At 55.4% G+C, this 24,153-nt stretch carries 22 protein-coding genes, 1 tRNA gene and 3 pseudogenes; 13 read left to right on the top strand and 13 right to left on the bottom strand.

Annotated elements, in window-relative coordinates; genetic code table 11:
- Positions 1-70 precede the first annotated feature (70 nt).
- The 6 genes from NSND_RS15435 to NSND_RS21710 form a co-directional block, all read right to left on the bottom strand.
- Entirely contained in the window at positions 71-823 is a 753-nt protein-coding gene (locus NSND_RS15435) for a ZIP family metal transporter (protein ID WP_080879836.1), read from the bottom strand.
- Between the two features lie 464 nt (positions 824-1,287).
- Complete coding sequence (locus NSND_RS15425) at positions 1,288-1,932, bottom strand: response regulator (protein WP_080879834.1); 645 nt, start codon at positions 1,930-1,932, stop codon at positions 1,288-1,290.
- A complete protein-coding gene (locus NSND_RS15420) occupies positions 1,925-3,091 on the bottom strand; it encodes a sensor histidine kinase (RefSeq protein WP_080879833.1) in 1,167 nt (388 codons plus the stop codon). Before NSND_RS15420 ends, NSND_RS15425 begins: the two co-directional genes overlap by 8 nt.
- A gap of 214 nt (positions 3,092-3,305) precedes the next feature.
- Positions 3,306-3,818 (bottom strand): DUF3015 domain-containing protein, encoded by a 513-nt coding sequence (locus NSND_RS15415; protein WP_080879832.1) that lies wholly within the window; start codon positions 3,816-3,818, stop codon positions 3,306-3,308.
- Between the two features lie 545 nt (positions 3,819-4,363).
- On the bottom strand, positions 4,364-5,194 hold the full coding sequence (locus tag NSND_RS15410; RefSeq protein WP_080879831.1) for a hypothetical protein: 831 nt from the start codon (positions 5,192-5,194) through the stop codon (positions 4,364-4,366).
- Between the two features lie 102 nt (positions 5,195-5,296).
- The gene (locus tag NSND_RS21710; RefSeq protein ID WP_080879830.1) at positions 5,297-5,722 is read right to left on the bottom strand and encodes a hypothetical protein; all 426 of its coding nucleotides are present in this window, start codon (positions 5,720-5,722) and stop codon (positions 5,297-5,299) included.
- A gap of 626 nt (positions 5,723-6,348) precedes the next feature.
- Between NSND_RS21710 and NSND_RS15395 the strand changes: the two genes are divergently transcribed.
- Genes NSND_RS15395 through NSND_RS15385 form a run of 3 tightly spaced genes read left to right on the top strand, consistent with a single transcriptional unit; the run spans position 6,349 to position 8,780 of the window.
- On the top strand, positions 6,349-7,359 hold the full coding sequence (locus tag NSND_RS15395) for a replication initiation factor domain-containing protein (RefSeq protein WP_080879828.1): 1,011 nt from the start codon (positions 6,349-6,351) through the stop codon (positions 7,357-7,359).
- Between the two features lie 43 nt (positions 7,360-7,402).
- A complete protein-coding gene (locus NSND_RS15390) occupies positions 7,403-7,717 on the top strand; it encodes a helix-turn-helix domain-containing protein (protein ID WP_080879827.1) in 315 nt (104 codons plus the stop codon).
- On the top strand, positions 7,704-8,780 hold the full coding sequence (locus NSND_RS15385) for a tyrosine-type recombinase/integrase (RefSeq protein ID WP_080879826.1): 1,077 nt from the start codon (positions 7,704-7,706) through the stop codon (positions 8,778-8,780). The genes NSND_RS15390 and NSND_RS15385 overlap by 14 nt, the downstream gene beginning before the upstream one ends.
- 6 nt (positions 8,781-8,786) lie before the next feature.
- Here the strand turns inward: NSND_RS15385 and NSND_RS15380 are convergent.
- Positions 8,787-8,864, bottom strand: a tRNA-Glu gene (locus NSND_RS15380).
- Between the two features lie 329 nt (positions 8,865-9,193).
- Between NSND_RS15380 and NSND_RS21705 the strand changes: the two genes are divergently transcribed.
- From NSND_RS21705 to NSND_RS15365, 3 genes are all read left to right on the top strand, one after another.
- Positions 9,194-9,469, top strand: a complete 276-nt coding sequence (locus tag NSND_RS21705; protein ID WP_235000273.1) for a hypothetical protein — start codon at positions 9,194-9,196, stop codon at positions 9,467-9,469.
- 124 nt (positions 9,470-9,593) lie between these two features.
- The gene (locus tag NSND_RS15370) at positions 9,594-10,118 is read left to right on the top strand and encodes a hypothetical protein (protein ID WP_080879824.1); all 525 of its coding nucleotides are present in this window, start codon (positions 9,594-9,596) and stop codon (positions 10,116-10,118) included.
- A 15-nt stretch (positions 10,119-10,133) separates the two neighbouring features.
- A complete protein-coding gene (locus NSND_RS15365; RefSeq protein WP_080879823.1) occupies positions 10,134-10,547 on the top strand; it encodes a DUF6941 family protein in 414 nt (137 codons plus the stop codon).
- A 235-nt stretch (positions 10,548-10,782) separates the two neighbouring features.
- On the opposite strand, the gene NSND_RS15360 is transcribed toward NSND_RS15365, so the two are convergent.
- Positions 10,783-11,940 carry a hypothetical protein gene (locus NSND_RS15360; protein ID WP_080879822.1) on the bottom strand — a complete coding sequence of 386 codons (1,158 nt, stop codon included), beginning with the start codon at positions 11,938-11,940 and terminating at the stop codon, positions 10,783-10,785.
- A gap of 198 nt (positions 11,941-12,138) precedes the next feature.
- Here NSND_RS15360 and NSND_RS15355 point away from each other — a divergent pair, with 198 nt between their 5' ends.
- From NSND_RS15355 to NSND_RS15330, 6 genes and pseudogenes are all read left to right on the top strand, one after another.
- Complete coding sequence (locus NSND_RS15355; RefSeq protein WP_080879821.1) at positions 12,139-13,842, top strand: glutamine--tRNA ligase/YqeY domain fusion protein; 1,704 nt, start codon at positions 12,139-12,141, stop codon at positions 13,840-13,842.
- A gap of 153 nt (positions 13,843-13,995) precedes the next feature.
- Positions 13,996-14,331 (top strand): ZZ-type zinc finger protein, encoded by a 336-nt coding sequence (locus tag NSND_RS15350; protein ID WP_080879820.1) that lies wholly within the window; start codon positions 13,996-13,998, stop codon positions 14,329-14,331.
- Between the two features lie 149 nt (positions 14,332-14,480).
- Complete coding sequence (locus NSND_RS15345; RefSeq protein WP_080879819.1) at positions 14,481-16,325, top strand: ABC-F family ATP-binding cassette domain-containing protein; 1,845 nt, start codon at positions 14,481-14,483, stop codon at positions 16,323-16,325.
- 506 nt (positions 16,326-16,831) lie between these two features.
- Positions 16,832-16,909 (top strand): annotated as a pseudogene (locus NSND_RS22190) (SEC-C metal-binding domain-containing protein); the annotation flags it as partial.
- A 153-nt stretch (positions 16,910-17,062) separates the two neighbouring features.
- Entirely contained in the window at positions 17,063-17,983 is a 921-nt protein-coding gene (locus NSND_RS21055; RefSeq protein WP_235000272.1) for a hypothetical protein, read from the top strand.
- A gap of 523 nt (positions 17,984-18,506) precedes the next feature.
- Complete coding sequence (locus tag NSND_RS15330; protein WP_080879816.1) at positions 18,507-18,773, top strand: transposase; 267 nt, start codon at positions 18,507-18,509, stop codon at positions 18,771-18,773.
- A 530-nt stretch (positions 18,774-19,303) separates the two neighbouring features.
- Here the strand turns inward: NSND_RS15330 and NSND_RS15325 are convergent.
- A complete protein-coding gene (locus NSND_RS15325) occupies positions 19,304-20,227 on the bottom strand; it encodes a hypothetical protein (protein WP_143833578.1) in 924 nt (307 codons plus the stop codon).
- A gap of 782 nt (positions 20,228-21,009) precedes the next feature.
- On the opposite strand from NSND_RS15325, the pseudogene NSND_RS15320 reads away from it, so the two are divergent.
- Positions 21,010-21,258, top strand: a pseudogene (locus NSND_RS15320) (ATP-binding protein); the annotation flags it as partial.
- A gap of 81 nt (positions 21,259-21,339) precedes the next feature.
- On the opposite strand, the pseudogene NSND_RS15310 reads toward NSND_RS15320, so the two are convergent.
- The 4 genes and pseudogenes from NSND_RS15310 to NSND_RS15295 form a co-directional block, all read right to left on the bottom strand.
- A pseudogene (locus NSND_RS15310) lies at positions 21,340-21,794 on the bottom strand (transposase); the annotation flags it as partial.
- Positions 21,795-21,913: 119 nt separating this feature from the next.
- The gene (locus tag NSND_RS15305) at positions 21,914-22,669 is read right to left on the bottom strand and encodes a DUF5131 family protein (RefSeq protein ID WP_080879812.1); all 756 of its coding nucleotides are present in this window, start codon (positions 22,667-22,669) and stop codon (positions 21,914-21,916) included.
- A 7-nt stretch (positions 22,670-22,676) separates the two neighbouring features.
- Positions 22,677-23,555: a three-Cys-motif partner protein TcmP gene (gene tcmP / locus NSND_RS15300; RefSeq protein ID WP_143833577.1), complete on the bottom strand. Its 879-nt coding sequence runs from the start codon at positions 23,553-23,555 to the stop codon at positions 22,677-22,679.
- Between the two features lie 355 nt (positions 23,556-23,910).
- The gene (locus tag NSND_RS15295; RefSeq protein WP_080879810.1) at positions 23,911-24,153 is read right to left on the bottom strand and encodes a hypothetical protein; all 243 of its coding nucleotides are present in this window, start codon (positions 24,151-24,153) and stop codon (positions 23,911-23,913) included.

Genomic DNA, 24,153 nt, shown 5'->3' with positions numbered 1-24,153 from the left:
CCGCGCGAACAGTGAGCAGAGGTTATGCGCATCAACCGGACCGGAAGGAGACTGCGGATGGAAGGAGCCGTCAGCTGCGAACGCCGCTGACCAGAGTCAGCACCATCGCAGTGACATACATGAGACTGATGCCGGCAAACATCCCGGCCGCCACCTGCACCCGGCGCGTCGCCGTATACGACATGACCGTCAACGAGAGCACCACATAGAGCAACGAACCGGCTGCCAGCGCGTAAAAGCAGATGGAGAAATAGGGAGACACCCCTTGTCCGCTGAGAAATGTCCCGACACAGGTCGGGAGCCCGGCGATTAACCCCAACAAGAAGACATCGCGCCAGGACATCGGCGTTTTGCCGGCCGCGCCCACGATACCGAAACCCTCGGTGCCGTTGTGCAGACCGAAACCCGCCACCAATAACGCGCTCAGCGTATATTCACCGCTGGCGTAGCTGGCGCCGATGGCCAGCCCCTCGCCGAGATTATGTAAGCCCATCCCCACCGCAATCATGTAGGGCAGAGACAACATGCGATTTCCTGAGCGCCCGCCGAAGACCTGGCTCGATTCCAACGCCACCAATCCGACGAAACTCACCCCCAGACTCCCGAGAAACACCACCCACGACGTCACATCACGTACGCCGGTCTGCTCGGTCGCCTCGTGCATGAGATCGAAAAAGAGGTACACCAAGACACCGTTCGCCACGCCGATCAGCCCGCCCTCCCAAGTCCGCGGCAAGACCTTGCCTAAAAACAGGGCCGCAAGGATGCCGAGATAAACCGGAATGAGACCGGCGATTGCGCCCAGTCCAATGACATTCATCATGTCAGACTTCTACCAGAACCGGCGGCGGGGAAGAAAGATCGTTGTGAGGATAATCGGCGCGGGGCTAGACGGAGTCGGAGGTGTGCTCGGTAGGCTGACAACGTTCGCAGCAGATATGGAACCACCAGACGTCTTCCCGACTGAGCTCCTGGCCCCGCAGCACCGCGGATTCATCCTGCCAGATAGGCCGGGACACCTCCAGCAGTCCGGCAAGCCGGACCCGCTCACAGGAACGACAGCGGAATAACACCGGGCGACCGAAGAATTGTAGCGATCCTTCGCCTACCTCCTCTCCATCTCCGGTGCGCATACACCCTCCCGCCTGGATCGGCACATCACGCCATTCCTTATAGAACAGCCCCGAAGACTGCGGAACTCGTAAGGCCTGACAGTCTTGAGCGGAAGATTACGAGGTCCCGATGCAGGAACCCTTGAGGGAGCTCTCGTGGATACCGAAGGGAGCGTTAGGAAGGGGCTACGATCCCATGCGTGAGCGCATACTTGATCAACTCTGCCGTGGTACGAAGATTGAGTTGTTCCATGATCTGCGCCTTGTGGAACTCAACGGTCCGGGTCGAAATCTTGAGGCGAATCGCAATATCCTTTACCGTTCGGCCCTCAGCCAGCAGCTGCAATACTTCACGCTGACGGAACGTCAGTGTTTTTTTCTGCTGTGACTGCCCCGGGCCGATCGTCATCAGCACGTCGAGCAGCCCCTTCGCGATCAACGGGGTGATGTAGGTATGCCCGGCCCACACCGCTCGAATCGCCTGCTCCAGTTCATCGACCGCCGATCGTTTCAGGAGATAGCCTGAGGCCCCGGCCTCAAACGCCGACCGGACATAGTCCGCATCGGCATGCATGGTGACAAAGATCACCTTGATGGACGGATGCGATTTTTTTAGCTGTGTAGCCGCATCGATGCCGTTCAGGAGCGGCATCGACACATCGAGAATCACAATGTCGGGCTGGACCCGTTGTGCCGCCTCAAGAAGCGCCCGTCCGTCCTCGACCATCCCCACCAGGTCGCATTGATCGTCGAGAATGCGGCGAAACCCTTCGAGCACCAGCGAATGATCGTCCGCCAGCAACACACGCGGTTTAGACATGCGCATTCCCTGCCAGCGGCACATCCACCTCAATGTGCGTCCCGCGCCCGGGCGCCGTCGTCACATCCAAAGTTCCCCCCACCAAACGCACCCGCTCTTTCATGCTGAGCACACCCAATCGACCCCGCATCTGTGACACCTGCAGCGGATCAAACCCGACGCCGTTGTCGCGAATAGAAAGAGTAACCCTCCCTTCATCGCAAATCAATTCGACCTCGACCTCGGAGGCCCTGGCGTGACGCGCCACGTTATTGAGGCTTTCCTGTGCGATCCGGTACACACAAGTAGCCAGGTCGGTAGGGACAGGGCTCACGGGGTCATGATGGACATACACCGCCTGAATCCCGGTGCTGGCGGAAAAATCGTCCACCAACCGGCGCACGGCTTTCGTCAGTCCAAGGTCGTCCAGGATCGAAGGATGAAATCGGTAGGCCATCTGGCGGACATCGTCCGACACCGCCGTCAGCCGGCCGGTGATCGATCGGACCATGCTCGCGACGGCCGCAGGGTCTGCCTGGTCACCCTTTTCAATCCGGCGCAGGTCCATCGCCAACATCGCCAATCGCTGGTTCACGTCATCATGCAGATCCCGCGCGATCCGGCGGCGTTCCCCCTCTTGAGCCGTCAACAGTTGGCCGGCCAGCGCCCTCAGTTCTTCGCGACTCTGCTGCAGCTCCTGCTGACTCACCTTCAACGAGCGCTCGCTCTCCCTGAGTGACCGCTCCGTCTCCATTCGTTCGACAATCTCCCCGAGCAGCGCCTGATTCACCAGCGCCAACTCGCGCGTGCGTTCCTCCACGCGAACCTCCAGTGCTCCATGCGCGTCACGAAGCGCTTCTTCAATTTTTCTGCGCTGGAAGGCGTAGACGACGGGAAACCAGATCGCCGCCAGACTAAATAGCCGGTTGCTGATTCCCATCCAGAGGGGGACATTGGGGAACCTCACCCCGAGAAAAACATCCGAGATGGCCAGGACGGAGCAGGCGCCGGCCACGAGCAGGGGAATCTTGCGATCCGGAGATGCCAGCGACAGCACCACCAGGCCTCCGTACAGAACCCCGTTGCCGATGCCTAATGGAAGGTAGAGATCAAGGCTGTAGAGGCCGATTCCGAGGATGACGATCGTCAGAAGCAGCAGTCTGTGGGATGGCTGGGTCATCGGAGGACAATTATCCTCCTGTCAGGCTGAGCGCTTCAAGCCGGTGCGTCTCGCCGGAGGTGGGAAGGAGGAGCCCCAAGGCGCACTCCGCCTCCCGAAGACGTGAGCCGCTTGCCGGGGCGCGGCTGGCAGCGGAGGCAGAGCACGCCCATCCACCGCCAGACGCACACATCCCGGCGACCTTCTCCAAGAGAAACTGAAGGGGGAGACCCGCTCAGCGGATGCCTGATGCCTGCGCGAGTACCGGCTGTTCTTTCATCGCCTCTTGCAGCGCCTTGACGACGGCGACTGAAGAAAGTTCACCGGCCCCAACAAGCGCACCATACTGCTGCTGAGCCAGTGCAAAAAACGTGGACTGTTGTTCGGACGGCACGCCCATGAGTGTCGCCAGGGTCGCCAGATGTTCTCCGCCCCCTCTGGCCATATCCTCAGAGAGGGATTCGAACGCGCCGGCGACAAACACGTTCGTCTGCTGCCCGGCCATCACCTTCCCGTCATTGGTACAGCCGGATGTACCAAAACTGATCCCGAACGTTTGACTCCCGAACGTACCGTTCGTTGTCGCCATCATGACTTGAGGGGCAATGTTCTTCGGCGTCTTGTAATCCGCCCAGGCCAATTTACCCAATCCGCATCCGGGTCCGTTGTCCGGATTGACAGCGTGGGCCACGCCGGCCTGAACACCCATCAACACCCCTGTCAACGCGATTAACAATCCTTTGTTCATGCCATCTCCTTTCTGTACTTGCGCGTCACCGCCCGCTGGCAAGGCACATCGTGTCTGCATCTCTGTGCGGCCATCCTTACCTTAGCCGTGTTCTTTTCACAGTCAACCGAAGCAGCTGTTTTCAGCAGAAGGCCACACTCGTCGCTACGCGACTTACACTGTGGCTCAGCTCGAGTATGGATCGGCGTGGGACTCGCGCCGGAAGGCAGGTCAGCATGTCTCCATGAAACCGTTGAATCAGGCAGATCGACGTATTATAAGGGGGAGCGACTCGGTGGAAGAATCGGGAGGATGGATGGGGCTTATCAGAGACGCTCTTGAAAAGGTTGGTGGTCCCAACGGGATTTGAACCCGTGTCTGAGCCTTGAGAGTCGATACTAAGTAATTTTTACACCGGCTTGATTTTGCGAAGGTTTCCCCGTTTTTCCCTGATAGCATCTCAGTTTAGGCGCTGTCTATTAAGTCGATAGGTTCTGGAGGAATTGAGCGGTTCTGACAATTTCTAGCACAAATCTATCACACGAAAAACGCTACTAGGCAGTCACTCATTCGCCACGGATCACAATGAGCACTTCTCCACTTCGAGCATCAATGAGCACGGTCGCGTCACCACCCTTTGGCCGACGTCCATCAATGCGTTTAGGGCTATAGAAAATTGTCCAAAATATTCTTCCTTTAAGTCTGGATTGATACCGTTGATATTGCTCCCGAGTCGCCTCTCCACTTTCTCTGAGAATGGACATGAACTCGTCCCATTGTCGATTGCCTTTATCGACCTCTATCTCTAGATCCCGAAGATCGATCCCCAACTTCTCGACTTCTTTATTTGCAATCTTAATGGCATCTTCCTTCTTCACCATGGAAACTCTACCTACTTGTACGATAGACCTAATTTTTTCCATAAACGCATCAAGCGGTTGAGGATTCTCTTCATTGCGAATTGCTACCGGCATGGCAACCTGCTGCGTGATATCGACTTTTCCTGCATAACCGCGCACGGTAGCGAGACGGCCTTGATCATCCTCATCGACGAAAAATATGCTGGCATCGTTCACATTAAATCTTGCTTCAGTACTCATTCCACCAATGCAATAGAGGTCAAGCTCATCTTGTTGAAGGCGTCCTTTGATCACAAGATCAGGTTTGATCACAGCCTTGAACAAATTCCATTTGCCGATCTTGAATTCATCAGTAAGTATCTCACCAGTGAATTCCGCGCTGGCGACCTTGCCTAGCACAATAAGTTTTGATTCGTGAACCATAGTTTCTAAATCTTCTTCGACGATTTTCCCATCGGAAATAGCTGCGTACGATAGAGAAAAAAGAGTAGCCAGTATTAGCGCTCTGACTCGATGACGGGCCCCTATTCCGATCATTGGTTACTCACCTCTAAGCTTCTCGCGATCCCGCAACTATGCAAATACCGGCGCGTCGGAAAGTTAAGGAGATAGCCTTCCACCCCAACGAGGGTCGTACTTTTAATCATGATTTCCAGCAACTTTATTTCCCCTGAGGCGCATTAGGAATGCTAAGCCTATTGGAATAAGCCAGAGGGAAAATAGAGCCAAACTGCCAAGCTCGCTGCGTTTATCAGCACGAATCAAAACGCCTGGCCCGTAAAGCGCCAATAACACGCTATATGACAGACCGCAGATGAACGCCAGAATCATTGATCGCTTACCGTTCCCGGCCACTTGTGACCTCTGAAAGCTGAGGCCGATCATGAAGAGGATTGTTCCTATGAGTGAATCAAGGAGAACAGCTGCTAACTCGATTGTTAGTAACGCAGAGTTTGAATGTTGCGAAAAATAGCCGACTAGAAATATGTCTAGGCTAATGACGATGCTCCCGGCGAGCAGCGTCCCACCAAAGAAACTCAGACCAAGTCGGGCTAAATCTCGCAAGTTGGTCCCTTTGCTTTATCGTCTTTCCGTGAACCTGGTCGAAGCAGCCGGCGCCTCACCACTCTAGCTCTGTTTCATTCCAGCGAGATTCAAGTAAGCCTAATATCGTCCCAAATCACTCGCTTCCCCCATCGGTTTCGGTTCACCATATCTCCGATCGTACCCCACAAGGCTCCTAATTCCTTCCCCAAACTTTTTTTTCGCGCACGGTCAAAAAACCGGTCGATTTTTGGTTGCTGCATGCTCCGGCTCTGAACGATGCTCACAATTGCCGCTCTGAGCGCACTAAAACGCACATACGCCTCCTTATGCCTACTTCTCTTCTTGCCTCGTCCTCCCGATAATCTGTCCTCGATTTGTCCCCTCGTGACCCTTTCTGTCCTCTAGAGGGTTCTTTACTGCGTGGGGGCGTTTGCATAAGGTCTACGCATGCACCGAAACGATCACAAGGACGCGATGATACTCAGAATGGAGCCCTGTTCAGAGCAACACCGTCATCCGTCGCCGGGAGACAAAGCCGGTCCGCGCCGCATGCCGATAGGCTGCGGGGCGGAGCGGAATGGCCCCCGTCTTGGTAACACGGGGGCGCTACCTACAGCGCTCCTTACAGGAGGTCGATAGGTTCCATGGATTCTACATTCACTCTCTCCATTGATTGGTTGGCCTTTACGGTCCTGGCCAGCAATCCTCAAGAAACCATGAAGGTCCTCGGTGGAGAGTGGAGTCGAGCCAAAGGGGGTTTTCGAGGGTATCCCCTCTCGTGGATAAAGACAGATGGACTGCGAGGAGTTGGCAAACTGGGCACGAACGCGCCTCGTCGTCCGAATGAAATCCATGTCGATCTCTCTGGCGGTTTGGTCTCTGCGCTCACACTCGATCAGATTCGAGTGCTCCTGAAGTGGGTCCATGCACAGCAAGGGCACGTCACCCGAATTGACTGTGCGCTCGATGATCGAGCCGCGACCGTTTCCGTCTCGACGGTTCGAGAGGCCGTCGCTGCCGGCCAATGTGTGACGCGTGCAGCACAGGTCCGACACATTGTATCCAACCTGACACATGGGGACGGAGCCACGACGGGCGAGACCATGTATTTCGGGAGTCCGCAGAGCCAGACCCTCTTGCGCATTTACGACAAGCGTCTCGAACTCAAGAGTAAGGAACAGGAGAATTGGGAGGAGTATGGTACCAGGTGGGAATTGGAACTGAAGAAGGATCGCGCCGAACAATGTGCCCGAGCCTTAGCCTCGCTAGACGAAGCCGATTGGAAAGAGTTGGTGGTTGGATTGCTTCGATCCTATGTGGATTTCCGGCAGATTCCGAAGGATGCCGAGGATGAAGAACGATACCGGGCTCCAGTGCTGGAGTGGTACGCCCTCCTGACGGAGGGATTTCAAAAAGGGCGATTAGCCCAGGAGAAGCAGGTGCAGACCCTGCAGAACGTGAAACGATGGGTGAGCGACACCCTGACGCCAATGTTGGCGGTAATTTGTGCCACCCCTGGTGGGGAAGAATGGCTACAGCACGAAATAGTCAGGGGCATCTCCAGGTGGAAAGACCGGCACCGGAACTTGCTCAAGCAACCACCCACTCGGTTTCACACGTCGTCTGCCGGCGGGAACGCGGGCAGCCCATGTTAGGGGGACTGGGGGTGTCGCGAGACTCCCCCGGTATATCTGCATCATGCTCACCACCAAAGAGCTTTCGGCTTGGCTCAACATCAAGCCGTCCACACTCTACCTCTGGGTCTCACGGAACAAGATTCCTTGCCATCGCATTCATGGCCTCATCCGGTTCGACCCTGACGCCATCCAGGCGTGGCTGAATGGCTTTGGGGCAACTCCCGTCCAGCCCTTCCCATTGCCGATTCACGACGATACCCGAGATATTAACCACCTCATTGAAGCCGCCAAATCCGAGGTCTATACTCCCCGGCACGGGGAAACTAGACCGAAATCAGGCCTCATCCAGAAGGAGGATGCAGATGGGGCTGTTTAAGCGCAATAGAGTGTGGTGGATGACGTTTGTCTATCAGGGGCGGCAGATCCGGCGAAGTACCGAATGTACGGACCGCCGGCTCGCAGAAGCGGTGCTCGGAAAGATCAAGGTCAAGTTGGTCGAAGGTCGCTATTTCGACCGACTCGAAGAACAAGAACGGACCTTTGAAGAAATGGTCGAGCGTTACGTGGCTGAGCGAGTCGTGGGAGCCAGTCGCCACGGTGAACGACGGGCGCGAGGCGTCCTGGCTCATCTTCTACCGGTGTTTGGCAAAAAGACCTTGGTTCAGGTCACACCGAAGGAGATTGCCGCGTACAAGTGGAAACGGCAACAAGCAGGAGCCGCACCGGCCACCATCGTGAAGGAATTGGCCTTGATGAAGACCGCCTTCAATATCGCCATTCGAGAATGGGAATGGTGCCGTGACAATCCGGTCTGTCGCGTATCGATGGGCAAGGTGAACAATGCCCGCGTCCGGTACTGCGATGACGAGACGTTGGCGAAGATTTACCAAGCCTGTCCGACATGGCTGCAACCGATTGTGATGCTGGCACGGTATACTGGCCTCCGCCGGGAAAACGTGGTGTGTTTGCAGTGGGAGCAAGTCGATCTGACTAGGGGGCTCATCATTCTGGATCACACGAAGAATGGGGATCGTTTAGGAATTCCCCTGTGTGATCCTGCGTTGAGGACCTTGGAGGCCGTGAGACCATCGAGACCACTCGCAAGCGGCCCGGTGTTCCTGCAACACACCGAGGACAGGGAGCCGGTGACGCCGGATATGGTCACGACGGCCTTTCGGCGCGCTTGCAAGTCCGTAGGCGTGATGAACTTTCGTTTTCACGACCTGCGGCATACCTTCGCCTCCGCGCTCGTGCAGAAGGGCGTGGATCTCTATCGGGTGCAGCGGTTACTCGGTCACCGCGACGGACGGATGACGCAACGCTATGCGCATCTGGCGCCGGAGAATTTGCGAGAAGCGGTGCAGGTGTTTAAGGACGACTATCACAAATTTAGCACAATGCCGGGGGTGGGTCCGACCAGGCTTGTGCTAACTGCCTGAAAAGGTTGGTGGTCCCAACGGGATTTGAACCCGTGTCTGAGCCTTGAGAGGGCTCCGTCCTAGGCCAAGCTAGACGATGGGACCAGAGAGGCAATCTGCGAGGCAGTTGAAAGAGCAGGACTGTACCATAGCGGGTTTTGGCTTTTCAAACAGCAAGTCAAACTACACGCTGCCGAGGCTTGCTGAACAGAGATCGAGACCGAATTGGGCTCACTCTGCTTGCGGAGCCTATTGAATTGGCCTAAAGTAGGACTATGGTTCTACGCTCCACTCGCCTCCGAACACTTTTTCTCGCGGGCCTACTCCCGGCGTTCCTCTCACTGGCCGGCTGCGGGGCGAGCTTTCTGGAAGGAACCATCGCGCCCCCTTATTCAAGCGCTTGGACCAAATGCGGAGCCACCACCAAGGTCCGCGTGAAGCCGCCACATTCGACCGTCACGGTCGCCTACACCGAACCCACGGCCGGCACCGACGGCAAACCCTTGACCAACCTTGCCTATACCACCATTTACTATAACGCCGGGGATGGCCCGGTCATCGGCAAGGTCGTCCCCGCGTCTGGAAAGACCGGCGGAGCGGCTGTGTCCCAAGTCGTCAGGATTCCGCTGCGTGACCAATCGGAACAGGAAGTCACCGTCTGTGTGACCGCCACCGATTCCGACGAGCGCGAAGGCCCCGCCTCTCCCTAGCCCGACCAGAACGGACTTGACAGCGCCCCGCCAAGGGCCTACCTTGCTCCCGACTTGCTCAGGCAAGAACGTATGGTCGAGTGCGTCGCTCAACAGGTCCTCGGGTCGCCCTAGATCTCTACGCATGGAACTACGCAAACCTGACCCAGCACACTCCTCCCACGAAGCCGAATCGGATCGGCACAAGCACAGCCTGGAAATCCGGCTCGGTTCTAACATTTTCCGGAATACCAACGGAGTCATCCGGGTTCAAGGCAAAGAGCAGCTCGTGCTGGAGCTTGCGCCGGATCAGGAGCGAATCCTGCTGACCATCGACCTCTATGACGGCAGCGGCAATCATGTGGCCCATCTACGTCGCAATCGCTGGGCGTTCAACGACGGCAATCGCTTTTCACTCAACACCAGCGAGTCCCCGCCGACCCTCTTTCCCAATCTGCCATGGCTCAAAGTCACGGACCAGGAAACCGGCGAAACGGTCCTGGAAGCCGCTGTCGCACCAGGTGAAAAAATCCACGTGGCGACCGGGAAATTCTATTCGCACCGCGGCCAGCTCATCGAGATCACGTCGCACTTCTGTCGCATCGGATCCACCCATACGCTGTTCGGGGATGTCTTCGAGGCCCGCGGCGGCACCGCGGTGCTCGGCTGACAATGGCCGGATCGCATGACTGACGTCTCGCCGCCCAGCGTGCAGGCGTTCCTCGTCTGCGACTGCGTCATCGAAGATAGCCTGACTAAGAAAAAATCTCTGATCGGCCTGTTCTCCCACCTCCAGTCGGTGACGTTCCCGTTTCAGCACCATCAGCTCGGCCTGTACTTCTGCATGACCGACGCCGAAGGCACGTATCGCGTCGAAATCGATCTGATGTTCGTCAATACAGACCAGTTGGTCTGCCGCGCATCGCTCCCCGACATCGTCATTGGAGATCGTCTGCAGATTTCCGACTTCGGTATCAACATCCCCGCCCTCCTCTTCCCTGCGCCCGGTCGCTATGAATTTCGTCTCCGCATGAACGGCCGCATGATCGCGCAAAAGGATTTTCACGTAGTCCAGGTGGCGGCACCGCCCGGCGCCTGACCTCGAACGGATTCCCCGCGAATCCTTCGGCGACCGTGAAGCGTCGTTCCTATCTCGTCGAAGAAAAGAGCCTATCGTCTGAAATGGAGAGTGGGGTACGTGGCTACCAGCGATACGCCATGAGCCATACGCGCTTATCCCCACCGAGATGCGCTTCGCGCTTCACGAGATACGGTTCTGATCAGGGGCAGGATCCGAGCGGCGTCGCTGAACCGGGAGTCCCGAATCGCCCTAACTAAAAGGCAGTGGCGACTGCAAGGCAGGCATCAACATACTCGTCTTCGCCTTTGCGGCAGGCTTGCGCCCGCTTCTCCTTGTCGTCGAAGAGAGGGATCACCATTTCACCCACGGTGGCATAACAGTCTTTTTTGAACGGCCCATCCAGGCTTCGGCACAGCGCGAGCCCTGGGTCCGGATTGGCGTCGGTGAGAATGAAGTCTTTCACGGCGCCGATGAAACATTGCCGGATTTGATCGGCCTGCCCCAGCCGGCACAGTTCGTTGACCCGCACCGCATCACGCAACGTGTAGCCGCTGATGTCACGGCCCAAACTGCGGTAACAGGTCGTCTGATGCTCCCCCTCCACTCTGGCGCACTGCATGAAGGCCTGGGCAAAATCATAATTCAGAAAGGTCAGCACGGCGGAGGTCTGCATCAGATAACAGGCTCGCAGGTATTTCTCATTCAAGACGGAGCAGGGATAGAGGAGGTCTTGAGGGTTGAGAAAACTCGTGGCCTCATGGTGATGATGTTCGCTGCCCGTTTGCGCCGGCTGCGCCCGTTGTGCCTGCTGGAACGTCACGATGTTTTCCATGAAGACGCCGCCATAGCAGGACTCCCGATCCCAACTGCCCGGCAACGCATCACAAAAGGCCAGGCTCTTGAGTAGGTCATAGCGAAATTGAATGGTCAGGCCATGGCCCAACCCATGGAGACAGTTGTACCGCTGAAACGAATAGGCGGAGACCGTCTCGCTGATCGGGCACAGGGGCAGAATATGCTGTGGCTCGACAGTCGCAAGGCTGCTGAGGAAGGCCTGCAAGACCCCGTGGTAGCAGCCAGACCAAAACACGTCTCGACAATGGGCCAGCGCGAGTGGTGCCGTACCATAGCGCGCAAACGACCGCTGGCCGACGTGATGAACCAGCGGATGCGCCTCACGCAATGCCTCAGGATCCTGAACCGTGATCTGCTCCAAGACCGTGAGCGTTTGTTCTGTGCCCTCTGCCTGAAGGACTGTTTCCAAGTGCCGTTGATAACACTGCATCTTGGCGTCGAACGGTTGGGCCCGGCACGCCTCGAGTGAGTCCGGCTCCACAGCCTGGCTTCCGCCCGCCCAGAGGATGCCGAGCAGCACCACCTGTCCGCATGCGCTCCATCGACCATTCATCATCTCTTATTCTCCATTACTCGGCGCCCGTCAGACATCCGCCTTCCACAGCAGCCTGATTCTAAAATAGTCCTTCCGATCGATCCAGGGAAAATCGACTCGCCACAGAGTGAGGCACCGGACCCTCTTCTCCCACCCCGCCGTTCTGTGATAGAACCATGCGCGTTTCATCACCTGCAACTCGACGGACTCGCAACCATTATGTCCACCACGCCAGAACCACCGACACGTTCAGACTTCATCCGCGAGATCGTCGCAACCGATCGTGCTGCCGGCAAACATGAAGGCCGAGTGGTCACCCGCTTTCCGCCGGAGCCGAACGGGTATCTCCATATCGGCCATGCCAAATCGATTTGTCTCAACTTCGGCATCGCCAACGAAAATTCCGGCGGCATCTGCCATCTCCGCATGGATGATACCAACCCGACCACGGAAGATCCTGAATATGTGCAGGCCATTCAAGACGATGTCCGCTGGCTCGGCTTCGACTGGCAGGACAAGATGTTTTTCGCATCCGATTACTTCGAGCGGCTCTACGACTATGCCGTGGGCCTGATTCAGAAAGGTCTCGCGTACGTCGACAGCCTCACGGCCGACGACATGCGCAAATACCGCGGAACCCTGACCGAGCCGGGACAAGCCAGTCCATTCCGCACCCGGAGCGTCGAAGAAAACCTGGATCTGTTTCGGCGGATGCGTGCCGGCGAATTTCCCGACGGGACCCACGTGCTGCGGGCGAAGATCGACATGGCTTCGCCGAACATCAATCTCCGCGATCCCGTGCTCTACCGGATCAGACACGTGGCCCATTACCGCACCGGCACAGCCTGGTGTATCTACCCGGCCTACGACTTTGCGCACCCCCTCTCCGACGCGATGGAAGGCATCACCCATTCGATCTGCACGCTGGAATTTGAGGACCACCGGCCGCTGTACGACTGGGTGGTCGAGCACTGCGGCACTGCACAGCGTCCGCAGCAGATCGAATTCGCCCGACTGAACGTCACCTTCACCGTCATGAGCAAACGAAAATTGCTCGATCTGGTGGAACGCAAGCTGGTGAACGGTTGGGATGATCCTCGCCTTCCCACACTGAAAGGCCTCCGCCGCCGCGGTTTCACACCCGAGGCCCTGCGGGCCTTTTGCGAGGCTATCGGCGTCGCGAAACGGGATGCCGTGGTCGAGATGCAACTGCTTGAACACTTCGTCCGGGAAGACTTAAACAAACGTGCGCCCCGTGTGATGGCGGTGCTTCGGCCCTTGCGGCTGGTCATTGAGAATTACCCGGAGGGACAGGTCGAGCAACTCGAAGCCGTCAACAACCCGGAAGACCCTTCAGCCGGGACGCGTCAGGTGCCCTTCTCACGCACCCTCTATATCGATCAGGAAGATTTCCGAGAAGATCCGCCGAAGCAGTTCTTTCGCCTTTCTCCGGGACGCGAGGTGCGCCTGCGGTACGCCTACATCATCACCTGTGTCGGCGTGGTGAAGGACCCAGCCACGGGTGAGGTTACGGAGTTGCGCTGCACCTATGACCCTGAAACCAAGAGCGGCGGAGCGCAAGCGCAACGGAAGGTGAAGGCGACGATCCATTGGGTATCGGCCGCTCATGCCATCGATGCAGAAATTCGGCTATACGAGAGCCTCATGCTCATGGATCCAGGCAAGATTCCCGCTGACCAGGACTGGACCCAGCACCTGAATCCCCATTCGCTGGAGCGACTGCCGACTTGCAAGGTAGAGCCCAGCCTGGCTGCGATCGCCCCCGGAACCAGAGTGCAATTTGAACGCGTGGGATACTTTTGCGCCGACCCCGATTCGTCACCCGACAAGCTGGTGTTTAATCGAACCGTCACACTCAAAGACACTTGGGCCAAGATCGAGAAAGCTCAAACCCCTCGCTGACCAGCACCAAGTCCCATCGAATCCTCCCATTCCACCGTCCCTCACAAAGTACGGGGACTCCAGCCTTCGGCACCCTTGAACCCTGTCACGCCGATGAACGAGAATCGCCACTCGTCTGATCGGGCATCACTCCACGACAAAGGAGCCTCAACGATGGTGACGGGACCTTGCAGTGAAGAGCCTCTCGAAGAACCGGGCTCGTTTCGCGAACGCCTCTCCCTGCTCGAAGCCGCGATCCCCTATGCAGCAACCGAAGCACAACCCCTCCTCCGGCACATCTACCGCTCCACACGCCGTCTGCACGACCAACTGCAGCGCATTGATCCCACGCCCCCCTTGCCACGGTCTGTGGTGAGCGAGGTGCGCTGTTTTGATTGCGGGACCACCAAAATGGAATCATTTCATACCTCCACACAGGGTGGTTACCATCTCTGCCCGAGCTGCTTTCAGCAACGTCTCCGCACGGGACGCGCTCGAACGGCGCACTGATTTTTACATTCCCACCCGCAAGATACCTCACATCGTTTCACTCGGCGGCACGGTAGACCACTCCCTCCCACGCCGCTAGCCGCTAGCCCCGAGCCCCCACCACACCGTATACTGCATGCTTTCAACGTGACGAAAGAGGTACCCAGGGTATGGCCCCGAACATTCTGTTGAGTTGCGAATCGATCAGCAAAAGCTATGGGGTCAGAGCCCTGTTTACAGATCTCTCCCTGGCACTCTCCGACGGCGATCATGTGGGATTAATCGGACCGAACGGATCCGGCAAATCGACCCTGCTTAAGATCCTTGTAGGGCTCGAATCCCCGGATGAAGGCACACGCACCCTGCGGCGCCACACACGCATCGGCTATGTTCCGCAGGAACCCCTGTTTCCTCCGCATCACAGCATTGAACAGGTGCTGCAAGACACCTTGACGGAAGACGGGCTGGATCCTCACGAACAGGGTGGCCGGATCGCCAGGGCCCTCAGCATCGGAACCTTTCCAGACCCGGAACAGGCCGTTTCCACACTCTCCGGAGGATGGCGCAAACGATTGGCCATCACCCAGGCCTTGCTACTCGAGCCAGATGTGCTACTCATGGATGAGCCGACGAACCATTTGGACTTGGAAGGCATTATCTGGCTGGAGCAACTGCTGAAGAATCGCGCCAAAGCCTTTCTCGTGATCAGCCACGATCGCCGGTTCCTCGAATCGGTGACATCTCGCATGGTGGAACTGAACCGCTGTTATCCCGAAGGCCGGTTTGAATCCCGCGGCTGCTATAGTGATTTCCTCGAACAGCGCGATGCCGCCCTTCAAGCACAAGCCGACTACCAGGCCTCATTAGCCAATCGCGTCCGCCGTGAAGTGGAGTGGCTGCGGCGCGGCCCCAAGGCCCGCACGACCAAAGCCAAAGGTCGGATCCAATCAGCGGGCAAGCTCATCGACGAATTGAACCAGGCCGAATCCCGTTCGGCACAGTCGACCATCGGCATCGACTTCTCCGCCTCGGGCCGAAAGTCCAAACAACTCGTGGTCGCGGAGCAGGTCAGCAAGAGCTTCAACGGGACGCCCGTCATCACCAATCTCGACCTGCTCCTCGGGCCCGGCCAACGGCTGGGACTCCTTGGTCCGAACGGCAGCGGTAAATCCACCCTGCTGCGGTTACTGGCCGGGACGCTGGAGCCCGATTCCGGCACCATCACGCGAGCCGACGCGCTGCGTATCGTCTCCTTTGAGCAACATCGCGAGTCCCTGGACCAATCGACGAGCTTGCGACGCGCACTGGCCCCGTCGGGCGATGCCGTCGTCTATCAGGATCGCTCGATTCACCTGGCTTCATGGGCGAAACGCTTTCTCTTCCGTCCCGAACAACTGGATCTCCCGGTCTCGAAACTGTCCGGCGGCGAACAGGCACGGCTCCTCATCGCCCGACTCATGCTCCAGCCTGCGGACCTGCTTATCCTGGACGAGCCGACCAATGACTTGGATATTCCAACCCTCGAAGTGCTGGAGGATAGCCTGCTGGAATTCCCCGGTGCGCTCGTGCTGGTGACCCATGATCGGTGGCTGCTGGATCGCGTCTCGACCATCCTGCTGGCACTGGATGGCACGGGACGCGTGGACTGGTTTGCCGACTATGCCCAGTGGGAAAGTGCGCAGGAGCGGGCCGGTGGATCCGCCCCGGAGTCGAAGAGTGACGGGCGTGCTGCGGTCCAGGACGAGACTGCCTCGACAAGTCCCGCTCGCAAACCCAAAAAGATGAGTTATCGCGAACAGAAGGAATGGGGCACGATCGAAGAGAGTATCCTCAAAGCCGAGGAAGAGGTCACAGCCTGCCAAGCCGCGATGCAGGATCCGGCCGTGCTGTCGGATGCCGCAGCGCTCCAGGCACGAAGCCAGGCATTGGTGGCGGCACAAGCTGAGGTGGAGCGGCTCTATGCCCGTTGGGCCGAACTGGATGAAAAACGTGCACAGACCGTGCAGAGTTCGTGAAGGAACGACCGCCCGTTCAAAGTTGTGGCGCTGACAGCCTCACATCTCGACCTGAGTCGCGTACGTTCTCAGAGGATCGTCTGGGAGGGAAATTGGCTGGGGGACTAGGAATCGAACCTAGGTAGCCAGCTCCAAAGTCGCAAAAAGCACCCTCAAGACTGACAGCGATCAAGGAAGATAGATTGCCACTTTAATTTTACAAAACAGATACTTAGCTAAATGACTCTGGCGACTAGTTGAGATGGAGGCATACCTGTAATCGTGGCCAAAACCGGGACCGAACCGTGACCAAAATCGGGACCAATTCCCTCGATTAAAATGCACTCCGACCAAGGAGAAATCTCAGTGCCTCCACCTGAACTATAACGAAGTCCATAGGGTTAGCAATATGCACCCTTATACCAACGATATGCGACCGCAACCTCTGTTATGCCCTCGAACGGTTCCGCGACGGGGCGGGATCTTCAATCAATGGAATAACATTCAAGCTAGAGCATTCGAGGTTTATGTCGGAAGAACGCGTATACTTCGCCGATAAGGCTCCATGTTGGTGCGAATCAGGTGATACATATGCCCAGTGCCATAAAAGTAGGGCATCCCAGACTCCATTGCAGCCGCATGAAATAGTCGCCCTAACGCGCAAGGCCTTTTCTCTCAAGACATGCCTCCATCCCCCTCAGTCATCTATTGCGTGCTCACACATAATTGACGCCCATAGCATTTCCATTAGTACTAATTTGAAAGTTATCGCCGAAAATGGACACGTATTGCATTTCAGCTCTCATTTTCCTTCCATGGCTAAAAATGGAGGACAACTTACTGTCGGCAAAGTCGGCGTAAACAAAGCATCCACCTTTGCCGGCTTCTGTCATGCACATGATAGCCGGACGTTTTCCGCAGTAGATGATCGCATCTCGACTCTGACCGATGAACATTGCTTCCTTCTGGCTTACCGTGCCATTTGCCAGGTCTTTTTCACGAAACAATGCGCCTACTCAGCAAGCCGGATTAAAAAGATTATCGATAGGGGTAAGAAGCCTACGGAGCAATTTATTTTGCAAGAATTCATGAATGGCAGGGAGCTTGGTCTTGAGGCAGGCCTTCGCGATCTGAAGAGTATAAAGTCCAAATATGACGATTATTTGCAAGCACAGCACTATAGTAACGTTCGGTATTACGCGATCGAACTCGACCACTCGCCACCCTTGGTCTGTAGTGTAGGCACGACCCCCGACTTCGACTTCGATGGCAATAGAATTCAATCCCTTGAGTATCCGGAAACCCATGCTGATATCGTAACGTGCTCGATCATATGCACAGATCGCGGATCAGCAATTGTTTTCGCCTGGATCGAAGATAACAATGGCGCTTGCAGCAAGCTGATGACCAGCTTGCGAAGACTCAAGCCTTATCTTCAGACTCACGCTGTTTTGCGATTTATTTTTGAATACGGGGAAAACGTATTCTTTTCACCGTCGTGGTGGGAAGGCCGGGATACAGCAACACGAGATGCGATCACACAGCGCGCAAATCGGATCTTTGCCCATCCTGACGATTGTCTAATGGATGATGGGGTACGAGCAGATCTTTGGTCTGTGGCAGGCATTAAGTCAAATTTAGACTTATGGCGTATAGCGAGCACGCAGGGCACATCATGAATAACTTCTAAGGAAACTAAGTGGGCAGACGATCAAATAAATAATCGCTCCTCTTCATGAAATCCATCATGGGCGTCTAGATTGCGATCAAGACCATTTCGGGAATGGAGCCGGCAGTCGAGTTGCCAGAGCAGGGTCGCACTTCTCTGAGCGGGGGAAAACGATTTATTTCCCAATTAAGCCTTATCTTGAACGGCCAAGCCCTCTATTAAACTTACAAAGGTATTTTTTATAGTGATCCGAAATCCAAAATACATAAACACAGAGAAGATCAACGCCAGAACGGTATATGAGAACCAACGATAGTACTTGTCTACTGCTTCCCTATGCGCGGCTTCTATGATTTTCAATGCCTCAATCGTTTCGTGTGACCTTTTTATGATCTCCTCCGCTGCAGTTCTCCCAGTCTCATTTTGCCTAAACTCCCCAACAGCAATTTGATGGAACTGTAAGCTGCCCGTAGATCGAGACAGTCATTAGGAGAACTTTCTGGCACAATAGCCACCCTAGCCAGGAGGTTCCCATGCGTCAGTCGAAGTTCACCGAAACGGAGATTGTGTCGACCCTGAAAGAGGCCGATGCCGGTCGTCCCGTCAATGAGATCTGGCGGCACCACGGCATCAATTCCGCCACGTACTACAAGTGGAAGGCCAAGTACGGCGGCTTGGAAGCCTCCGACGTAAAGCGGTTGAAGGAACTGGAACACGAGAACAGCCGCGTCAAACGGATGTATGCCGACCTGTCGTTGGAGAATCTGGCCCTGAAGGATGTCATCGCAAAAAAGCTCTAAGGCCTGCTGAACGGCGGGAGGTCGTCACGCATCTGGTGACGGTCCATGGTCTCCCGGTTCAGCGGGCCTGTCGTGCCGTGGGGGTCGGACGGGCCACCTACTAATGGTCACCCGCCTCCACAAATCACCTGACAATCTGTCCAGGGTCAAATCCACCATCAGAAATTCTCTGGCAATAGCATGGCTCCCCAACAGGGCGCCACTCTCCCCTCGGACACATTCCAATTGGAGTCCTGCAGTTTGCGCCAGAAGGGTAGGCTGGCTGGCCACCCATGCCCTGCCCCGCCCCCCCCATNNGTGGTGGATTGATGCGGCTCGGCGGACGCGCTCCGCCAGCCCCCATCCCGCTCGATGGCATATCCACGCTTCCAGAGGCCTGTGCCAATTGGATGAATTCACTTTGATCATCATCGGGCTGTACACGGATAGTTTCTTGCCCGGCGAAACCAAGCGGTGAGCCGGCCAGAATACAAGCGAATAAAACAACCATTCCACCGAAGCGCCGATGTCTCATGTCAACCTCCCTCGGTTCAGGATGGCACCGCAAATACTCTCGAGTCGTAAGAGTGATAGCACAGTCCTTTGGCAGGAGCCCCGCTGACGTGCGCAGTTTCGAGCAGTGGTATACCTGCCGGAGGCACATATGGGCTTTCCTTGGGTCGACAGAAGGCGTTGTCGTCTGCCTCTCGTTGATAGAAATCCCAGTCTAATCGGACAACCTTTACACCAACTGGCAGCATCGTCATCCAGGTGACGTAACTGCCCGCCGTGCCTCCTCGGAGAATAATTGGATTCTCCTGCAATTCACTCCATACCTTTTGGCGAATAGGCCTCCCCCCATCTTGGCAACGGCTATTCCCCCCTCCTACACTTTCGCCACACTCAAGCAGCTCATCATCCCACAGACTTGCCTCACCAATGAAAATGTGGGCGGCTAACTGGTTGTCCTCGAGCACAGGCCGTAATATCCAAACAAACTCCGCTCTCACCTTTTTGCTGGTAGGATGACGGATAAAGTTGGCTTCCTTAAGATCGGCCTCAAATCTTAATTGCGTCTCACTTCCGGATAACTTCGAAGACTGGGAGCGCAGAATTGGCAAAATTTCATCTTGAAACTTCTGAAACTGGGTTGGTGAAAGCAGGTCATTTCCGTATTGTGTGCACAGCCTAAACTCAACAACCTCGAAGTTATTAACCCCGGACGAAACTTCACGAACTTTCTGAGCTTCAACTTTCACACCACCTTCGGCCTTAAGTAAATCACCAATCCCCTTCACGGCAGCAGTAACCTTAGCATCGCCACTCTTCAGGATCAGATCTGGCGGCGGCTCGAAGCATTTCACGATCCGTCCATCTGATGATCGAATAAAATTGTGGACATTCCGCCCCGATAGACAGGCACTTAATAAGGCAGGCAGTATGCCGACAAGAAAAATCGTCACTACTTTATGCATAGCAACCAACATTCCCTAAGCGTATCAACCCACACACTCGTCACTTTGCCCCCAACATCAAACCGTACAACAGACCAGGCAAAATTAGCCTTCTCTTTTGATGGGCAGAAAGCTATTTTCACAACACCTATCTATAACTTCCCCACCGAGGCAGTCTTTTATTCCCGGAGACCGCAAACCGCACGAAACATCACGCGGGTTCGACCACAAACTTTCGCTAGCCGCTAAGGCGGATAAGCCCCCCCCAAAGGCCTTCCTCTCGTTCCTGACCAATCCCCTACAGCAGACAAGCCTTTCAAATACTCTTACGAATTATGGGAACTAGCATCCAGACGCACAATGGACATTTATATGAATCACTACGCATTAGCAATATGTCCAAATGGCCCTACTGCCAACTAGAAATACCAGTATTTTCAGTCATTAGCACAGCAGGTGACCGGCGATTGCCCTGCTATTTAGCAATGGCCCCAGATAGGTGTGCGTGACCTGCTTAAATCGATACGGAAATGCTCACTAATCCCGCACAACATAGAGCACCAGGAGGAGGGGTGCCCTGGAAAGAACCCTGACTTACAACTTCCGAGGACGCTTAAACAGCCGGCCCACGGAATGGAGGCACGGACACTAGAAGTGATAACTTTCGCGAACGACTGATACCGTATGGGGCATGAAAAACACTATCTGCGACAAACGGTATGCCCTGCTTGGTTGCGATTACAGCGCAGCCCCGCACGCCCCTAAGCACGTACTCCTGAAAGATCAAACAGTTTAACTAAGGCGCCAATCTGTTCTTCCAGCTCATCTCTCGGCGCTATGAGAAGGGCTCGATCCTGCTCACCAGCAATCAGAGCCTCGGCGCCTGGGGCGACGTGTTTGGCGATCCGGTGATCGCCACGGCGATTCTCGACCGGCTCCTCCACCATTCCATCACGATCAATATTAAAGGGGAGAGCTATCGATTGCGAGAGAAGCGGAAGGCGGGGCTCTTCAAGTCCCCTGTCGGTGCCGCGCCCCAGTCGGAGTCATAGCGCCATCACATGCAGATTCAACTCGGGGGAGGGGTCAAGTTCACATCAGAATAAAAGGGTCAACTTCGGCTGATGATTCACACCAGCAAACGGATACTGCAGATGGAGCTCGTCGATCCGGTGCATGAGTGCCAGCGTGGTGTCGGAGACGGGCTTCGGTTGGTAGTGCGCGGTCAAGCGAGCCAGCTGCACCAGTTGGCATTGTCGCCCGATGGATACGGGATGCGTTCGGTCAATCATCGCTTTGCGCTCAGCAAGCCCGCCTTGGTGAGCGGGCCCTCTAAAAAATCATTCTCCAGCGTCAATTGCCCAATCTTCGCGTGCAGGGTTTTGAGATCCGGCGCCTCCGACGGCGGTTTTGTCCCGCCAAACACGTCTGCCGCCCGGGCCAGGAGCTGCTGCTTCCATTCGGTAATCTGGGTGGGATGAACTCTGAACTGCTCGGCCAATTCGGCCACCGTCTTGTCCCCTTTGACCGCGGCTAAGGCCACCTGGGCCTTAAAGGCTGCTCCGTGATTCCGTCTCGTCCTCTTCATTGCCTCGCTCCTTTCGTCGGCCACCCCTCGACGGGGCAGGTGAAGCCAGGCTACCACTTAACACACTGACCGAATTTCCGGAGCCCCCTCTGGCACAAAATGGATCATTAAGATTCGTTTCAGCGGATTTCAGCCTTTACCCTACCAGAGATTGGATGGCGGCGTTTCGGTTTCGGCATCTGATTCCAAGTAACACCATCTAAGACTCTTCCTGTTGCCTTCTTACGCACACCCCCCCACTGCTTAAAGAAAAATGGCACGGTTTGAAAAAGGCACTTATCACGTATATCGCGAACCCATTTCTCTTCCATGGACCTGCAGCCCGGTCCCGACTCTCCGCCGAGTATGACCCAATCAATACCAGAAAGCGGTAGTCGCGGAATTGGTGCCAACAATGGCTCTACGGATAAAAATCTCACTGCAGCGGGCACTTTCAATAAATGACGAATCCTATGAACAAAATCGGGAGACTCCACGCTAACTCCCATCCAAACATTTTTAGACCATGGCAACCTGCCACCAACGTCCGCCAAGCGCTCCGATCGTTTCGTAAGCACCTGAAATGTATGCCAATGTGCAGCCTTCATTGTAGCGAATACTTCCTGAATAAACTCCTCCGGAACTGAGTCATGAAAAAGATCGCTCATCGAATTAACAAAGATCATCTTGGGTTGTGACCATTTAAGCGGCAACGATAGCAAGTCACGTTGTAAAGTGATTTCAAATCCGTTCCTGTAGCGAGGCTGCCCCATAGCTTTCAGGCGCATAGCAAGGCGCTCCGCATAACAGAATTTGCATCCGGGGCTAATCTTTGAGCAACCTGTGACAGGATTCCAGGTTGCCTCTGTCCACTCTATTGATGTTAATTGCGCCATTTAACTTTCAAAGGCCTAGCGTTTGCTGAGGGTCAGAGTACTTCAGGACGTCTTTCCAAAAACTATATCCCATTTTATTTTTGGAGAAGAATGCTATGTGGTAGAGAGCCAAATTCTTATCGTCAGACTTAACCTCTTTCATCTTATCGATACTAATCGGTAAATAACCAATTTGTGCCATCTGATTCGCGTATTCTTGAGCCAAAAAGTGGCGAAAGGGTATCTTGAGCAGCCGTTGTTCAGACCATCTCTGACGCCAGGTACTGTTGCCGAGAAAACGATCTATTTGGGAGTTACCGGGGTCAGCATATATAGCCTCGTTTCTAGTAGCATCCATTCCAACCGCTAAGACAATCAGAAAATCCATGATCTTGGAGCTTAACTTTTTTACAATCTCAAATTGAATGCCGATATTGAAGGGGTCCACAAAACATAAAGTCAGAACTTTCTTATCCTTTGAATGTGGAGGAATTAATGACATTATCTTGGACACATTTTCATTGCAGTCTCCCCACACAAAGGCTACATCCCGCATAGGGAAATCTCGGGCCACCCGTTCCTTGAGTGCAGACATGAGACTTTCGTCCTTCTCACAGAATATATACTTGTCAAATGGGTGCGCCACGTTCAAAGCGATCATGGGTGAGCCGCGAATTATCTTCTTCGTACCTTTGATCCGCGAATATCCAGCCCCGGAATAAAGATCAATATACACCCGGCATTCCCATTTATTTTTCATTCCGGTTGAAAACAGTGTGTCATACAGATTTACGATTCGGTATTTTTCTTCTGCCCAGGCACCAACCTCTGGTGTCTCCAGGCCATCATCGGACAAGTATTCTGATTCCATAGAAATAACCTTTACCAGTGGTGTATAGCCGGACACCTATTAGATCCACTGCGATGCGGGCGAATATTACCCCATGAAGCTACGTACCATCAAACTCACGTCCTACTTTGACCATATAGATCAAGTGAAGCGGGGGCTGCGCCCCCGATCCCCCCGGCCGTCCGGTCCAGTGGTCCGGAACGGCCGGGCGGCCTCGTTGGGCGGAGTCTTTGCGTTCCTACTCTCCCCATGGTTTCAGTTGTCCTCTTCTCTACTCTGTCTTTGTAAGCAACGATCCAACAGAACGGCGGCCAAGCTGACGCATCGCCGCCTTGTGTAAGGGCGGAGCATCGTTCCCTCTCACCCGTGACGGATAGTGGACGGGTGACAGGGACAAATTGATTTGATTGGTTCACAGTCGCGCAGAGAGCCCCGCACAGTCGATACAGAGCCAGATTTCGCACGTCACATCCTTCTCCGGATAACAGAGTCGCACCCAGGCTCGTTCGAAGTGGCAGAACTCACAGAGCCGGTCCTTCGTATGCTCAGGACAAAGCCAAGCTTTTCGTGCCCGGTCGTAGGTGGTCGCTTCCCGTCCGCAACAGGCCGGGCCAAACAGACTCGGGAGCTTCAAATCGCATCGATGCCAGATCAT

The sequence above is a fragment of the Nitrospira sp. ND1 genome, assembly GCF_900170025.1.
GTDB lineage: Bacteria > Nitrospirota > Nitrospiria > Nitrospirales > Nitrospiraceae > Nitrospira_A.
This window is presented reverse-complemented; position numbering and strand designations above follow the sequence as displayed.

Coding starts and splice junctions, on each gene's coding strand:
- NSND_RS15360 (WP_080879822.1), bottom strand. CDS start 11,940: ATGATGAATGGTCGATGGAGCGCATGCGGACAGGTGGTGCTGCTCGGC.
- NSND_RS15385 (WP_080879826.1), top strand. CDS start 7,704: ATGGGGCTGTTTAAGCGCAATAGAGTGTGGTGGATGACGTTTGTCTAT.
- NSND_RS15395 (WP_080879828.1), top strand. CDS start 6,349: ATGGATTCTACATTCACTCTCTCCATTGATTGGTTGGCCTTTACGGTC.
- NSND_RS15355 (WP_080879821.1), top strand. CDS start 12,139: ATGTCCACCACGCCAGAACCACCGACACGTTCAGACTTCATCCGCGAG.
- NSND_RS15365 (WP_080879823.1), top strand. CDS start 10,134: ATGACTGACGTCTCGCCGCCCAGCGTGCAGGCGTTCCTCGTCTGCGAC.
- NSND_RS15345 (WP_080879819.1), top strand. CDS start 14,481: ATGGCCCCGAACATTCTGTTGAGTTGCGAATCGATCAGCAAAAGCTAT.
- NSND_RS15330 (WP_080879816.1), top strand. CDS start 18,507: ATGCGTCAGTCGAAGTTCACCGAAACGGAGATTGTGTCGACCCTGAAA.
- NSND_RS15295 (WP_080879810.1), bottom strand. CDS start 24,153: ATGATCTGGCATCGATGCGATTTGAAGCTCCCGAGTCTGTTTGGCCCG.
- NSND_RS15410 (WP_080879831.1), bottom strand. CDS start 5,194: ATGATCGGAATAGGGGCCCGTCATCGAGTCAGAGCGCTAATACTGGCT.
- NSND_RS15370 (WP_080879824.1), top strand. CDS start 9,594: ATGGAACTACGCAAACCTGACCCAGCACACTCCTCCCACGAAGCCGAA.
- NSND_RS15350 (WP_080879820.1), top strand. CDS start 13,996: ATGGTGACGGGACCTTGCAGTGAAGAGCCTCTCGAAGAACCGGGCTCG.
- NSND_RS15425 (WP_080879834.1), bottom strand. CDS start 1,932: ATGTCTAAACCGCGTGTGTTGCTGGCGGACGATCATTCGCTGGTGCTC.
- NSND_RS15305 (WP_080879812.1), bottom strand. CDS start 22,669: ATGGCGCAATTAACATCAATAGAGTGGACAGAGGCAACCTGGAATCCT.
- NSND_RS15420 (WP_080879833.1), bottom strand. CDS start 3,091: ATGACCCAGCCATCCCACAGACTGCTGCTTCTGACGATCGTCATCCTC.
- NSND_RS15435 (WP_080879836.1), bottom strand. CDS start 823: ATGATGAATGTCATTGGACTGGGCGCAATCGCCGGTCTCATTCCGGTT.
- NSND_RS15415 (WP_080879832.1), bottom strand. CDS start 3,818: ATGAACAAAGGATTGTTAATCGCGTTGACAGGGGTGTTGATGGGTGTT.
- NSND_RS15325 (WP_143833578.1), bottom strand. CDS start 20,227: ATGCATAAAGTAGTGACGATTTTTCTTGTCGGCATACTGCCTGCCTTA.
- NSND_RS15390 (WP_080879827.1), top strand. CDS start 7,403: ATGCTCACCACCAAAGAGCTTTCGGCTTGGCTCAACATCAAGCCGTCC.